Source organism: Prochlorococcus sp. G4PB17, from assembly GCF_059772445.1.
In genome coordinates this window covers 603,852-617,940 of record NZ_CM186288.1, presented here as the reverse complement: position 1 = coordinate 617,940, position 14,089 = coordinate 603,852, and the positions used below count along the sequence as shown (strand labels likewise).

19 protein-coding genes and 1 tRNA gene are annotated in these 14,089 nt (G+C 34.4%); 11 read left to right on the top strand and 9 right to left on the bottom strand.

Annotation, left to right across the window (positions count from 1 at the left end; translation table 11 throughout):
* Positions 1 to 12: 12 nt before the first annotated feature.
* Positions 13 to 750, bottom strand: a complete 738-nt coding sequence (locus AC6EJB_RS04060; protein ID WP_498492433.1) for a pyridoxine 5'-phosphate synthase — start codon at positions 748 to 750, stop codon at positions 13 to 15.
* 137 nt (positions 751 to 887) lie between these two features.
* Between AC6EJB_RS04060 and AC6EJB_RS04055 the strand changes: the two genes are divergently transcribed.
* The 3 genes from AC6EJB_RS04055 (at position 888) to grxD (ending at position 2,212) form a co-directional block, all read left to right on the top strand.
* Positions 888 to 1,568, top strand: a complete 681-nt coding sequence (locus AC6EJB_RS04055) for a lysophospholipid acyltransferase family protein (protein WP_498492432.1) — start codon at positions 888 to 890, stop codon at positions 1,566 to 1,568.
* Positions 1,569 to 1,647: 79 nt separating this feature from the next.
* Positions 1,648 to 1,878, top strand: coding sequence for a BolA family protein (locus tag AC6EJB_RS04050; RefSeq protein WP_498492431.1), 231 nt, complete (start codon positions 1,648 to 1,650; stop codon positions 1,876 to 1,878).
* A gap of 10 nt (positions 1,879 to 1,888) precedes the next feature.
* Positions 1,889 to 2,212, top strand: a complete 324-nt coding sequence (gene grxD / locus AC6EJB_RS04045) for a Grx4 family monothiol glutaredoxin (RefSeq protein ID WP_498492430.1) — start codon at positions 1,889 to 1,891, stop codon at positions 2,210 to 2,212.
* A 34-nt stretch (positions 2,213 to 2,246) separates the two neighbouring features.
* On the opposite strand, the gene AC6EJB_RS04040 is transcribed toward grxD, so the two are convergent.
* Positions 2,247 to 2,513 carry a DUF6761 family protein gene (locus tag AC6EJB_RS04040; RefSeq protein WP_498492429.1) on the bottom strand — a complete coding sequence of 89 codons (267 nt, stop codon included), beginning with the start codon at positions 2,511 to 2,513 and terminating at the stop codon, positions 2,247 to 2,249.
* Positions 2,514 to 2,670: 157 nt separating this feature from the next.
* Between AC6EJB_RS04040 and AC6EJB_RS04035 the strand changes: the two genes are divergently transcribed.
* A complete protein-coding gene (locus AC6EJB_RS04035) occupies positions 2,671 to 3,366 on the top strand; it encodes a response regulator transcription factor (RefSeq protein WP_498492960.1) in 696 nt (231 codons plus the stop codon).
* A gap of 21 nt (positions 3,367 to 3,387) precedes the next feature.
* On the opposite strand, the gene crtH is transcribed toward AC6EJB_RS04035, so the two are convergent.
* Positions 3,388 to 4,950 carry a carotenoid isomerase gene (gene crtH / locus AC6EJB_RS04030; RefSeq protein WP_498492428.1) on the bottom strand — a complete coding sequence of 521 codons (1,563 nt, stop codon included), beginning with the start codon at positions 4,948 to 4,950 and terminating at the stop codon, positions 3,388 to 3,390.
* A gap of 17 nt (positions 4,951 to 4,967) precedes the next feature.
* Positions 4,968 to 6,371 (bottom strand): FADH(2)-oxidizing methylenetetrahydrofolate--tRNA-(uracil(54)-C(5))-methyltransferase TrmFO, encoded by a 1,404-nt coding sequence (gene trmFO, locus AC6EJB_RS04025; protein WP_498492427.1) that lies wholly within the window; start codon positions 6,369 to 6,371, stop codon positions 4,968 to 4,970.
* Positions 6,372 to 6,585: 214 nt separating this feature from the next.
* Here trmFO and AC6EJB_RS04020 point away from each other — a divergent pair.
* From AC6EJB_RS04020 to AC6EJB_RS03995, 6 genes are all read left to right on the top strand, one after another.
* Positions 6,586 to 6,657, top strand: a tRNA-Lys gene (locus AC6EJB_RS04020).
* A 35-nt stretch (positions 6,658 to 6,692) separates the two neighbouring features.
* Entirely contained in the window at positions 6,693 to 7,046 is a 354-nt protein-coding gene (locus AC6EJB_RS04015; protein WP_498492426.1) for a hypothetical protein, read from the top strand.
* A 322-nt stretch (positions 7,047 to 7,368) separates the two neighbouring features.
* Positions 7,369 to 7,725: a hypothetical protein gene (locus AC6EJB_RS04010; RefSeq protein WP_498492425.1), complete on the top strand. Its 357-nt coding sequence runs from the start codon at positions 7,369 to 7,371 to the stop codon at positions 7,723 to 7,725.
* Between the two features lie 35 nt (positions 7,726 to 7,760).
* Entirely contained in the window at positions 7,761 to 8,057 is a 297-nt protein-coding gene (locus AC6EJB_RS04005) for a DUF3303 domain-containing protein (protein WP_498492424.1), read from the top strand.
* A 112-nt stretch (positions 8,058 to 8,169) separates the two neighbouring features.
* A complete protein-coding gene (locus tag AC6EJB_RS04000; RefSeq protein ID WP_498492423.1) occupies positions 8,170 to 8,349 on the top strand; it encodes a hypothetical protein in 180 nt (59 codons plus the stop codon).
* A 79-nt stretch (positions 8,350 to 8,428) separates the two neighbouring features.
* The gene (locus tag AC6EJB_RS03995; protein WP_498492422.1) at positions 8,429 to 9,973 is read left to right on the top strand and encodes a SulP family inorganic anion transporter; all 1,545 of its coding nucleotides are present in this window, start codon (positions 8,429 to 8,431) and stop codon (positions 9,971 to 9,973) included.
* Between the two features lie 433 nt (positions 9,974 to 10,406).
* On the opposite strand, the gene AC6EJB_RS03990 is transcribed toward AC6EJB_RS03995, so the two are convergent.
* The 4 genes from AC6EJB_RS03990 to AC6EJB_RS03975 all read right to left on the bottom strand — a co-directional run bounded on the left by AC6EJB_RS03990 (position 10,407) and on the right by AC6EJB_RS03975 (position 13,014).
* Positions 10,407 to 10,550, bottom strand: coding sequence for a hypothetical protein (locus AC6EJB_RS03990; protein WP_498492421.1), 144 nt, complete (start codon positions 10,548 to 10,550; stop codon positions 10,407 to 10,409).
* A gap of 1,046 nt (positions 10,551 to 11,596) precedes the next feature.
* Complete coding sequence (locus AC6EJB_RS03985; protein ID WP_498492420.1) at positions 11,597 to 11,758, bottom strand: hypothetical protein; 162 nt, start codon at positions 11,756 to 11,758, stop codon at positions 11,597 to 11,599.
* 155 nt (positions 11,759 to 11,913) lie between these two features.
* Positions 11,914 to 12,120, bottom strand: coding sequence for a hypothetical protein (locus AC6EJB_RS03980; RefSeq protein ID WP_498492419.1), 207 nt, complete (start codon positions 12,118 to 12,120; stop codon positions 11,914 to 11,916).
* Between the two features lie 603 nt (positions 12,121 to 12,723).
* Complete coding sequence (locus AC6EJB_RS03975; RefSeq protein WP_498492418.1) at positions 12,724 to 13,014, bottom strand: hypothetical protein; 291 nt, start codon at positions 13,012 to 13,014, stop codon at positions 12,724 to 12,726.
* Between the two features lie 219 nt (positions 13,015 to 13,233).
* Between AC6EJB_RS03975 and AC6EJB_RS03970 the strand changes: the two genes are divergently transcribed.
* Positions 13,234 to 13,410 carry a hypothetical protein gene (locus AC6EJB_RS03970; RefSeq protein ID WP_257473381.1) on the top strand — a complete coding sequence of 59 codons (177 nt, stop codon included), beginning with the start codon at positions 13,234 to 13,236 and terminating at the stop codon, positions 13,408 to 13,410.
* A 27-nt stretch (positions 13,411 to 13,437) separates the two neighbouring features.
* On the opposite strand, the gene AC6EJB_RS03965 is transcribed toward AC6EJB_RS03970, so the two are convergent.
* Positions 13,438 to 13,905: a hypothetical protein gene (locus AC6EJB_RS03965; protein ID WP_498492417.1), complete on the bottom strand. Its 468-nt coding sequence runs from the start codon at positions 13,903 to 13,905 to the stop codon at positions 13,438 to 13,440.
* Positions 13,906 to 14,089 lie beyond the last annotated feature (184 nt).

Below are 14,089 nucleotides of genomic sequence, written 5' to 3'. Positions count from 1 at the left end.
TTAAAGATATTTTTAAAGTAAGAAGTTATCTTTTCTTGGATTGATAATTAGGCTTTTCATTTCTCTTACTGCTTGAGAAAGACCTACGGAAAGTGCTCTAGAAATAATTGTATGGCCTATATTTAATTCTTCAATACCTTCAATAGATGCAATCGGTTCAACGTTTTGATATGTCAATCCATGCCCTGCGTTTACTCTCAAACCATAGGATTTTGCTTTAGCTGTACTCTCTTTAAGAATGAATAATTCCAAATCTTTAGCCTTGTTTTTTGTGATTGCATATTTACCTGTGTGCAGTTCAATCCAGGAAGCCTTTACTTCAGCACAATTTTCTAATTGAGCTTGGACTGGATCAACAAAAAGACTAACTGGAATATCTTCGTCTGAAAGACGTTGGATTATTTCCTTTAATTTGTTTTTGTGATTAATGACATCGAGTCCTCCTTCTGTAGTGACCTCTTCCCTTTTTTCAGGAACTAATGTAACCATATCTGGCTTGAGATTAAGTGCTATTGAAGTCATTTCTTCAGTTGCAGCCATTTCTAGATTTAGTCGAGTGTGCACAGTCTCTTTTAGAAGATTTAAATCTCTATCTTGAATATGCCTTCTATCTTCTCTTAGATGAACAGTTATACCGTCAGCACCACCTAATTCCGCTAAAAGAACCATTTTTACTGGATCAGGTTCGAATGTCTTACGAGCTTCTCGAACATTTGCTATGTGATCAATGTTTACGCCAAGACTTGCCATTGGAATTAAAAATATACTTCAATTGTATTCATCAAAAGCAAAATAAGTTTTAGCCGCTGAAGTAACTGCCCAGTAGGAAGGTAAATAATATAGCCTTCGGCGTTAACTTCATTACAAAGTGATCAAAGAGGGATTCCTTGCCTCTTCTTCAGAGAGAAAAAAAAATATGTCTTGGGGTTGACCCTTTTTGGAGTCGATTGGCCATGGTGGCGACTCAGGATATTGCTTTGAATAATTTTTTTAGAAGAAGAATTGTTATTGGTGGAAAAAATTTACCTTTAAAAGGTGCTGTTGTTCTCGCTCCTACTCATAGATCTAGATGGGATGCTTTGATGCTTACCATGGCAGCTGGTAGAAGGATTACTAATAGAGATTGTCGATATATGGTTACTCGGTCAGAAATGAGAGGGTTACAAGGGTGGTTTTTAAACAGGTTGGGTTGTTTTCCCATAGACCAAGGAAGACCATCTTTGATTACTCTTAGATTTGCTGTGGATTTGTTGGTATCTTGTCAGCAATTGGTTGTATTTCCAGAAGGTAAGATAAATAGACTTAGTGAACCTGTAAAACTTAAAAGAGGATTAATTCGCCTAGCTCAATTAGCTTCCAATAAAGGTTTAGACATAAATATAGTCCCAGTCGGTTTGGCTTATAGCGAAGTTATTCCCAAGTTTCGTGGATCAGCATCTATTTGTTTCTCCGAACCAATAACTATTTCTAAAGGTTTTAAGCAACCTACAAATGATTTTAATATTCAACTTTCTGAAAGAATGCGTTCTGCTGAGCAATCGGCTTTGTTAGCTGTTGGTCGAAGATAATATTATTATGGTAATTCCATCCTTTGCAGTCACGTTGAAATTTATTTTTGTCTAATTCTTCCTAATCTCTTATTTGAACATGATCACAGTCAAAGAAGTTACTCTCCTAATTAAGCAATCAATTCCAGACGCACAAATTGATGTAAAAGATTTAGGAGGTGGGGATCACCTTGAGGTAAATGTTGTTTCTGCAGAATTCTCAGGCTTATCTCTTGTTCAACAACATCAACTTGTTTATGGTGCTTTAAAAAATGAATTGAAAACCGAAACAATTCATGCTTTGGCCTTGAAAACTTCAGCTCCTCACTAAATTTTACGTCATGGATTCCAACACTCGTTCAAAAATTGAACTTTTAATTAATTCAAAACCAATATTTGTTTTTATGAAAGGAAATAAGTTGATGCCTCAATGTGGTTTCTCTAACAATGTTGTTCAAATTCTTAATTCATTGGGAATAAGCTTTGATACTTTTGATGTGCTTTCAGATATGGAAATTCGAGAGGGTATTAAAGAATATTCAAATTGGCCGACGATACCCCAGGTTTATGTGAAAGGAGAATTTATTGGGGGCTCAGATATTTTGATAAGCATGTACAACACTGGTGAATTGAAAGAAAAACTTGAAATAGCCTTAGCTTCATAACCTGTTACTAAGCTGTGACTTTTTTTATTTTTGCCTAGGGTTCCTGTTGAAAAAAAAGGTTATTAATGTCACCGTCAGGACCAATAAAGCTCGATGGATCCATGATCCATCTATCAATTAATGCCTCTAATTTTTCTTGATCTCGAGAGCCTAACCTCTTGCAATTCCTGAGAGAATGTAAATACCCATCTGCATAGATTCTTAGTTCAGATGGACTGTGGTATCGACTTGTTAGCTCTTGGCAGGCATCACAAATTGATTGGAAGTGTTTGATTGTTTCTGGAGCATCAAAAGATGTCATGGTTTGCTAAGACACTGACTATTCTTGGTAGTCAGCGAACAGTTTGCTTTAATATTTCATCTAGTCTAAGGGTCTACTTTTCTGACTTGTGACATTAATACCTGCAGATCAGCTTGCTACTGAGCAAATCCGTGGATCCTCATCAGGTTCTTCTCCTATGCAAGCGACCACACAATCTCCCTCCAAGGTACTTGTGGTTGAGCCACATCCTACGCTCAGAACTGTTTTAGTTCAGAGGCTAAGGCAAGATGGCCAACTTGCCGCGGCAGTTGGTTCTGCTGAGGAGGCTGTTGATCTTTGTCGAGATCAATCACCAGATTTATTAGTTAGCGCTGAGTTATTAGAAAAAAGCTCAGCGTTGAGACTTGCGGAACAATTGGGTTGTTCGGTGATTGTTCTTACTGCAAGAACAGGAGTTGAACCCGTTGTGGGCCTTTTAGATGATGGGGCTGATGATGTTTTGAGAAAACCTTTTGGTCTAGAAGAATTAGCTGCTAGATGCAGGACTTTGTTGAAAAGAGGAAGAATTGGTTTGCAGGAACGTGTCGCTGTAGGACCATTAGAAGTTCACCTTCTTCTAAGGCAGGTCACTCTGAGAGAGAAACCTGTAGAACTTAGTCCTAGGGAATTTGCCTTGCTCTGTGCTTTGTTGATGCCTCCAGGCATGGTTAGAAGCCGGCATGAACTATTAAGGATGGCCTGGCCTCCATTTAGTGGTGGACCTCGTTCAGTTGATACTCAGGTTTTGACCCTTAGACGAAAATTAGAACAAGCGGGTCTTGGAGATGGTGGAGGAATTACAACTGTTCGTCAACAGGGGTATAGGTTTAGTCTTGATAACTTACCTTCTTAACTTTATTGATTTTTTTATTTGTTATTCAGGAAGTTCCCATTTGTTAATCCCAAGCTTTGCTCCTATTTTGTGAGCACAGGCATAGCCGCTAAAAGCCACTGCATTTAATCCTTGACCGGGGAAAGAAGAATCTCCAACACAGTAGAGTCCTTTAATCTTTGTAGTATTAAATGGCATAGGAAGAAGACCAGGTAATCTCATTGAAGGTATTGGCCCATAACTGCCTTTGTTTCTAGCAAGAAATCTTTTATGTGTTCGTGGACTACCTATTTCTTTGTGTAAAATATTTTGACTAAGGTTTGGAAATAATTTTTCTAACTTAGATATAAGTTTATCTCCATCTTCTTTTTTCTTATCAAGATATTCTTTGTTGCTCAACCCCTCCCAACAATCTATTGAAGAAGGAGTAAAGGCATGAACAATATGGTTATCTGAAGGTGCTAATGATGGATCCAATAGAGTGGGGATTGATAGAAAAGTAACTCCTTGTTCATCTTCCATTTCTTCCCATGTATCGAGAAGCAAGTGATGGCAATGTGTATTGGAGGGAATTGAGTCTTTACTTACTCCCAAATGAAGAGATAAAAACGAAGGAGAAGGGATGTATCTATTTTTCCATTTTGTCTCGGCTGTTGGAGTTTTATCTTGTTCAACAAGTGGATCATTGATTCCTTGGCCACCAAATGTATCCCATCTTGTGGCATTAGAGACTATTGTTTTACCAAAAATTTCTTCACCATTTTCTAATGAAACACCTATTGCCTTACCGTTCTCAAAAATTATTTTTTTTACTTTAGCTTTATATCTAATTTCACCTTTGAAATTTTCAATTCCTTGCACTAACTTTTCTGCAATTATCCCAACACCTCCTCTTGGATAGTTAATACCTCCATAATGTCTATCAGAAAAGACCATACCTGCATTTATCATAGGTGTTAAATCGGCGGGCATGACTGACCAGCAAAAACATTCAATATCTATAAATTTTAAAAGTGCGGGATCTTTGATATGTCGTCTAGCAACGTCTCCGGCATTAACTGGTAACCATCTTGCGAGTCCTAGGCATGATAAGGGTGATTTGAAAAAAACTTTCATTAAATATCCCGGGTCCTCTATTGAAAGTAAAGGCATCGAATTTAGACAATTAAATACATCCCAACATGTTTCGTAGAAATGATTTATTCCTTTTTTTTCATGGGGAAATAAATCAATTAGTTTAGTAATGAATTTTTGATAATCTCTATCAACGCTAATTTCTAATTGACCAGGTAGATGATATGCCAATTGTGTTGGGTCAGGAACCGTTTCACATTCTTGGCCAACATCTTTGAGAGCTCGTGTTAGTAAATTGGTGTACCCCTTTTTACCAAAGCCAAAGATCATAGATGCTCCGACATCAAACGTAAATCCTTTTCTTTTAAATGAACCACCACTTCCACCAGGAATTTTGTACTGTTCCAGTACAAGAACTTTTGCACCCTTGCTTGCTAGTTGACTTGCAGTCACTAATCCACCAAGACCTGAACCAATAACTATCGAATCCCAGTTGCAAGAAGCTTTAGTTTTATTTGTTAATTGAGTCATGATTTTAAAGAAATTTTTTAATTGGACGGTTGAGTAGATTTTTTATCTTTTAATGCTTCTCTTAACTTATTTATTTGACTCAAAGCTCTAATTCTATATTCTTTGTATCTTTCACGTTTGTTGCGAACTCTATTCTCGAGTTCAGGCAGTAATCCGAAATTGGCTGGCATAGGTTGAAAGTGTTTTTTATTTTGAACTCGTAAGCTTGCTTGACTATTACTGACAAAGTTTGTCAATGCCCCAATCATGGTAGACGATGGCAAAGTAATTGTATTTAATCCCTTTGCTAAAAGTGCTGCGTTAGTTCCTGCTAACCAGCCTCCAGCTATAGCCGCAGCATATCCCTCTGTACCAGTGAGCTGTCCAGCTGCAAATAAAGTTTTTCTTTTAATGAACTGAAGTGTTGGCTCTAAAAGCTTTGGGGATTCAAGAAAAGTATTTCTATGCATTACTCCCAAGCGAATAAATTCTGCATTCGACAAGCCAGGAATCGTTCTGAATACACGTTTTTGCTCGCCCCATTTTAAATTTGTTTGAAAACCAACGAGATTCCATAGTTGACCTGCTTTATCCTCTTGTCTTAATTGAACGACAGCATGAGCTCTTTTAACCCTTCGGAGACTTTTGTCGTTTACATCTCCCCATCTTGGATCCCAAATGCCTATTGGCTTTAATGGGCCATAACGCATAGTCTCTAGGCCTCTTTTCGCAAGCTCTTCTATGGGAAGGCAGCCTTCAAAAAAAAGAGCTGATTCTTTTTCAAAATCCTTTAGTTCAGCTTGTTCAGCGTTGATTAAAGCAGAGTGGAATTTTAAATATGACTCTTCATTCATCGGGCAATTAACGTAATCAGCATCGCCTTTGTCGTATCTACTAGCCCGAAAAGCTGTTGAAAAATCAATACTTTCCCCAGTAATTATTGGACTAGCGGCATCAAAAAAATGACATTCATTTTCTCCTGTGAATTCTTTGATGTCTTCGGCTAGCGATTCGCTTGTTAAAGGACCTGTAGCCAAAATTGTAATTTGTTGAGCATTTGGTAGGCACGGACATTCATCTCTAATGATTCTTATTAAAGGATGAGAGGAAAGTTCATTTGTGATTGATAGGCTGAATTGACTTCTGTCTACTGCAAGTGCCCCTCCAGCAGGGACAGAGTGCTGATCAGCTTTTGCGATGACAATAGATTTTAAATTTCTTAATTCTTCTTGTAAAAGTCCTGCCGCTCTATCACTACTAAGCGCTCCAAAGCTATTACTGCATACTAATTCAGCGAATTCGGGTGAGTGGTGAGCTGGAGACTTCTTCTTTGGTCGCATTTCAAAGAGAGTTACTTTGATTCCAGCATTGGCTATTTGCCATGCTGCTTCTGAACCTGCGAGACCAGCGCCTATTACGGTTACCGAGGGATCTTCTGTCAAACTGTCGTGATCTTCTTTTTAAAAGCTTAATTAAATAATATTCTTATGTCCCTCAACTATTTATTAAGACTTCAAAAGTATTTAAAAAATCAATGAGGAAGGGAAATAAATATATTTAAATTGTTTTTTAGTCCTCAAAAAGGAACATTAAGGCCATTAATGCTTCTACAACGTGATATTTTTCATATTGGACCATTACTATTGTGTATTGGGGGGGTCGCTAGCTCAGTGGTAGAGCATCCGGCTTTTAACCGGCTGGTCCTGAGTTCGAATCTCAGGCGACCCATTTTGTTTAAGACAATTTTTAGATAACTTGAAGTGATGTCCACTTCTGAAAATTTGAAGAATTATTTTTTTGGGATCCTTTTGCCTTTCACTTTTACATCAGCAAACGCTGGGTTAAATATGTTTACTAATTTGATTTTCGTTGAAGATTGGCTTATCGAGAGGAAGGTTGATTTGGTTAACAATGAGACAAAATGCAGAGCCTCAATACCTTCGCATGCAAATTGGTTTGGATCTCGGGTAAGACTTGGTCCAAATAATGAATTGATAAAACCTATCTGGATATCTGTTAAGGCTGATCAAGTTATTGATTCAAAATTAATTAAGATTAAACAACTTCTTGATGATTGCAGGTCAGGCCTTCTTTTCCTTCCTGAAAACCATGAGTAAATAACTAATGTGTTGATGAGAATATAAATACTTTCTAAAAAGATAATTTTTTGCTGAATTAAAAATATAGAAATTCACTTATCATGAAGAAACTTACTGTAGGAGCAGCAATTGCGTTAAACATATCTTTGTATATTTGGGCCTTAATGGACATGCCCATTAGATTTTAATCATTTTTTTTATTGATTGTAATAATAAAAAAGCTCAGGGTTTAAAATAATAATTTTTTAGTTTTTGTATTTTTAAGCACTTTTTTAACTTTCATTTTTTTTTGCATTCTCAATCTTTTTTTTTTACCTAAAGCGGTTAGGGTCTTTAAGAGGTGAAAACCTCTTTGTTTTATGGAAATGGGGGTATGGTTAAGAAATCTTCTTCAATTACAAAATCCAATTCTAATTGGTTATGGAGGTGGGCAGAACCTGAAAGTGAACTCTCAGTAATCCCTAAATCAAAAACCAAACGTTTAGCTCAACAGGCAAAGTTAGCAAATGTTGATGCTGAGAGAGCGGTTAGTCGTGCATACCAAATTGAATTATCTAGAACAAAGGCAATCGGAGAGGCGATGTTTAAGTCTGGCAAAGCATTAAGGTTTACACTATCTAGCTCTGGAAGGCAATTCATCCTAAGAACGCAGGCAGCACGAAGGCAATTTGAGCCTGGTTTTAGGAATAAAAAATAATACTCAGATACAATAAAAGCCCTATCAAAAAAAAAATGCAGCTTTATATAGTTACTTGGAAATTCGAATCATCTGAGGATCAAAATTATTCATCCGAAGCCTTTGTAGATTATGTCGAAAGTGGAAAATCTGAGGATCTTGCTGATGGCTATGAGAGAATTGCATTGGCCCATACACCTCAAGATGGAACAGGAGTGATCATTTGCAGAGCTTCAAGTGCATCAACTTTATTTAAGGTTTTTGGACCCTGGAGAGATAAATATGGAATGACTTGGGAGTATAAACCTGCCTTAACTACTGAGGAGTTTGTTAGCTTAATAAAAGAAAAATAGATATAAATTTCTGTATTTCTTATATTTGACTTATATAAAAAATAAATTTCTGTCTAAAAAAACATCAAGATAGTGTTGCTCAACTTAGTATCTTAAATTATCTGTAAATTTAATGATATCTCATTTTTTCTTTGCTTTGACTGCTAGTGAAATGGGCCTCAGTCCTTCTATACTAGCCTTAATAGTAATTTCATCTATCGTTTTTATTGTTGGCTTCGCAAAAAGCTCAAGAGAGAATGAATACAAAAAATTGATGGATTCATTTATTGAAAGGAAAGAGGAATCTGATTGATTTATTCATATTAGTAAGAAGATCTTCTTACTAATATGAATTCTCTTATCTAATAAGGCAGGATGGTAAAAGCGTATTTTTGAAATTGAAAAATTTATTAGCAAAGGAGAGAATTGTCTCGCCCTCTCGAGATATTCTTGCCGGACTTGTGGTCGCATTCGCAATGATTCCAGAAGCTATAGCTTTTTCTGGAATTGCAGGAGTTGATCCAAGAGTTGGATTGTTTGGTGCTTTTTTGCTTTCTGTATCCCTCGCAATATTTGGGGGCAGAATGGCCATGATCACCTCGGTAACTGGTTCAACTGCTCTTTTGATGACTGGCATTGTTCAACAAGGTGAAAATATTAGCCCTGGTCTTGGTCTTCAATATCTTTTGGCTGCTGGATTGCTTACGGGAGTTCTTCAGATTGCTTGGGGGTATTTAAGACTTGCACATCAGATGAGATTTGTGCCTCAACCTGTTATGGATGGCTTTGTGAATGGTTTGGCTATACTAATCTTATTTGCTCAATTGCCTCATTTGGGGATTGACTTGGCGCATTCTGCGAAAGTAGTTACTGCAACTCAAGTACCTGCCGTTTGGGGATTGACTATACTTACTTTATTGATTATTTATTTGCTTCCAAAAGTTACCAAGATTTTGCCTTCAGCATTGGTTGCAATTTTTCTTTGTTCCGCAATTTCAATAGGTTTTAAATTAAACGTACCAACTGTATCTAATCTTGGAATTCTTCCAAATGGATTACCTGGCTTTGGCTTTCCAAAAGTACCTTTTAATTTTGAAACACTTGGTTTAATTCTGCCCACATCTTTAGCCATTTCTCTGGTAGGTCTTATGGAGACATTTCTTACTCAAGATATTCTTGATGATTTGACTGATCAAAGTACAAACAAGAATGTTGAGGCCAGAGGGCAAGGTATCGGGAATATTGTTAGTTCTCTTTTTGGAGGTATGGCTGGATGTGCTTTAGTTGGGCAATCGGTCATGAATGTGGGCTATGGGGGAAGAACGAGACTTTCAACATTAAGTTCAGGAGTTTGTTTAATAGCAATGATTCTTGCGGCTAAAGATTGGGTGAATCAAATCCCAATGGCAACATTGGTGGGTGTGATGATAATGATTGCAATTAATACTGCCAATTGGATCTCAATAAAAGAGATAAGCCGTATCCCTAGAAGTGATAGTTCAGTTATGATTTTAACTGTATTTGTAACTGTTATTACTCATAATCTAGCCTTGGGTCTTCTTGCTGGTGTAGGACTTGCCGCAATACTATTTAGTAGAAAGGTCGCAAAAGTGATTAAGGTTGAGTCATCTTTAAATGGTGAAGACCATAGGATATATAAGGTTAAAGGACAGTTATTCTTTGTAAGCAGTATTTATTTTAGGCAAGGATTTGAGCTACACGAACATCCTAGGAAAATTACAATTGATATGGCCGAAGCTCATATTTGGGATCAAAGTGGTGTAACTGTCCTTGATCAAGTAATCAGAAGAATAAAATTAGGGGGAACTGAAGTTGAGGTGATTAATCTAAATGATGAAAGCTTGAATTTATTTTCTCGAATAGGACAAGCCACTGAAGCTGGAGGACGAGGAGGAGAATTTAAATCAGCTCATTAAGTTTGAATGAGCTTTTATTTGAAATTCTTGCAAATTTTTTTAAGAGTTTGTATTAGCGGCTTATAAGGATTCATTTCCATTTGATGTGAATTTGTAAATTTGTTACAAGTGAATGTATAAGCCAGAGCTGTAACTAATCAAGCTTCATTTCTAATAGTCATACAACATATAAGTTTTTCTTATGTGTTGTATGACTTCCTTCGCTACGGATGATAATTAATTTAAGCTTTCAAATTAGATTTTCTGAATTCTGGGATTGGCTTTTTGCGTTTTTTTTAAGTAATCTGAAAGTAGAAAAAACAAAATACATTAAGCGTCTTCACACTTAATGTATTTTGTTTTTTTAAGTAATTTAATTTGATAGATTTTTAAATTTAAAACCTATCTTTAATTTAGGAAATTTAGCTAATAGATTTTTCTACTGGCTATCTTCCTAACCTTCAGAATCAAATTTAGAAAGATTTGGCCCTGCAATTACACCAACTAGTCCAAAAAGAACAAGTGATACAACACCGACAATTGTCGCCGAGAGGCTTCCCCCTCCCAAAGCAAAGGTTAAGAATGGCAAATGAAGCATTTTTTTTTAGATGCAGGTATATATATAAACCTAAAATTGCCCAAATTTAATGAAGTTGTAGCACCTTGATAAATTCAGACACTTTTTAAAGGCTTTAGAAAGAATTAAGCGCTGGGAAAATTGTTTGGAAAAATAGTATCCATTTCGTCTTGGATTGCATTGGTTTCCCCCTTTAGCCAGTCTTTAACACCATTAGGCTTTACCTTCTGAGCATTCCGAGCTGCAAAGATAATTACATGAAAGGGGATGACGATAGCGAAGAAATAGAAATGAAGTAGATATAAATCCCACGGGATTCCCTGGTAACCATAGTCGGGAAAAAATATTGCAGTAAGAAAAGGAAGCACCATGGTTGTTCGAATTTTTTACTTTATCAATCATTATCCATAAAGCATGGATTCGCTCGATAAGGTGAGATATTTTAACTTCTAGAAATGCTATGGATTTTGCAAATGCTGTTGCGCGTTACATTCTTCTTATAATTAAAATCTAGAGTTGACTAAGAAAACGGAATTGATAGCACCTGTTAGCTGAACAAATATTTTGTTTAATTAATTAGCCCCTCGATTAATTTTACAAGCCTAAAACTAAAATAGATACTAACGATTACCCAAATGGGAAAAATAATATTCCAAGCTTTTTCATGTTTTAGAAGAATAATCTTATCTAAAACATATGCTCCAGAAACGGGAATCGATATTAAGATGGTCATTTTTAAAAAAACCTTAATGAAGGCTAGTGCTGCTATTGGGTTTATAAGCCATGCTATTAATATTCCACTTAGCAAGTAACCCCCATATTGACCTAGCTTCTTTATCATCATTGAACTCAGTCTATTGAAATAGAGTACATCACTATATCTTCAAAAATAGTCTTACTGCTAAAAGATATTTATGTCAGGATTCCTTATCATGTTGAAACTAATAGTTGATATTATTTTTATGAATAATTTACAATATTTAATTCTCTAGAAATTAGAATACAAATAAAAGTTTAATATTCATAGGTTCTAATGCTTCTATTTAAATCATAATTTATTTATTTAGTTATTTTTTGGTTTTAGGATATAGTCTTTCAATAGCTTCAGATTGAAGTTTTTTCTTTTTCTTTATTTTATTTATTTGGTTATACCTTCTAACAACAATTCCAGGGATGAACCAAACCACTGTTATAACTGCAAATATAAAAATAGGATTATTTATAGTCATATCAAGTAAAGTGTTTTTTATTAAAATGAAAGGTATATTTTGAATTAATAAAAATATGTAAAACATTTAAATGATTAGACCTATTGTGATTTTAAATTAGTATTTCTCATTTGAGTTCTTAATTTGTTATGTTGACATATAAACTTATTGATTCTTTAGTCTTCTTCCTTGGACTGATCATCTAAATAGATTTTTGATTGATCAGCAATCATTTGTAGATAGTTTTCATTTGCATCAGAGCTTTTAATTAATCTTGAGTTATTATATTTTATATTTATATCTTTTCCAGACCATGCAGTCTGATCCTTCAAAAGATTTCTTTTTGCATAGTGAAAAAACTTTCTTACAATGAATGAAATCACTATTATTATAATAGTTAATAAAAGAAATATTTTCATTTTAAAACGTTTGGTTTTTTAATTATAACTTCTTATCAAGATTTTATTTGATAGATGAAAAAAAAATATATAAACTTATTATAGATCGTTATCTTATTTCATGCCTTTTAAACCCCAGTTTCTACTCTTTCATCTTTAATGTTTATAAATTATTTTAAAATTTGCTATCTCTTTACTTATTTGCTAAAGATATATTTATAATTGGGTTCTTGAAATGTTTCCTTGGCTAAATTTTAGCAGAATCACATATATATTATCTAACTTGCTTGTTATGCCAGCCATAGTTATTCCCAATTTTGACTTTTTAGCTAATCTCTCTTTTTTAATTTCGGTCTTTTTCCTTAAAAGTAATATATTTCTAATATTGCTGCTATGTGCTTTGTTTATTATTAAAAACAATTCAAACTATCGATTTAATGTATTAATAAAACTGAAAGGTGAGGAAAACTCAAAGTCAGATCATGAATGTGTTTATTTATATGCTTGGTGTACCTTATTAAGGTATTTGTTAATTGGAATAGCAGGTAATCAAATTTTTTTATATTTAACATAAATTTTTGCTTTAATCTATTTTTTAAAGAGATTTAAAAATTTTCTTTTTTCATTTTTTTTAGGTGGACTAATCATTCCTGTATCTGAGTTAAGTCTTCTTTTAATATCTTTAATTATTTTAGGTCGTTCCATTTCGTTAACATCAGGGTCCAATGAGGTAAACCAATTCTTTAAATCCCAGGATTGCTGACCATTTTTATCTACCTCAACCTTTACGAAACCCTCTTGGCCAGAAAAGTAATAATTTCCTTCAGGAAGTTGTTCAAAATCAAACTCCCCATCTTTTTTAGTGTTAATGTATCCCAATTGATTTTGAAGATGCTCAACTATTCATACTCTATATCTATTATTAAAATCAAGTGGCCGTAGGTATTTTTCACTTAACTCTTTGCTTCTGGCTGTTTAAATTTGATTTTAGTTTTAATATATTTCCTCATACTACTATTACCTAAATATTTAGGAATTATAATGTTTAGTTGCTTTTATCTTTTTAAGTGTGAATGATTAATAAAACAATTAAAATCTATGTGCCCTTTTAGTAAAGAATTTTCTCTTCTAGCAAAAACTTTTGAGTACTCCGACTACCTTGAAGATTCAGATTGGAAGTTTCAAAAATATAATTTGGTAAATGCTTCTGGATATTCGGACCTTTTAGAAGACACTGAGTGGGGGACAAGGTCTGATGATTTAACTATTGCCTGAAAGACTTTAATTAAATATTTATTGTGTTTATTCAGCGATAGTTAATTTTGAAATGAATTCTTTGCTTATCCATTCTAGTTCATGATCTTCATCTGGGCTTCTTCCTAGGATAATCAATGGTATACGAATTTCATTATTTTCAATAAGCTTTCTGTATCCGATTATTAGTTCAGCGTATTTTTTAAATGTCCATCCATTGTTCCCTTTTGATACCCATTCAGAAGTGTTTCTAAGAGAACGATGAAAATCTTCAATGCCAAATTCATTCCAACATTCTTGAATAGCGAGTAATTGATCATGACCTTCCTTGAGTAATTGTTGATATTGAATTATTTCTGGAGCTTCTTGAGAGTTGTCTGGCTTAAGTTCTTTAGCTAAATCATATAAGGCAACTTTTTTAAGATTGAACCAATCTCTATCAAAAAGATATACTGGAAAATTCAATGACCATCTATGTCCACGTAAGTTTTTGTATGTTTTATTAAATTCATTCATATGTTTTTGGAGAAACTTATATTGTTTTTTCATAGACACCTCTACTTATTTAGTTACGTTTGTTTGTAATTTGTGGTTTTTACAATTAAGTCTAGCCTTGTAAGTTTAATGTCAAATATTTGATCTATCAAGTATATTATCTATTGATTCGTTTTTTGTATTAATGAATAAGAATAATAAGCGT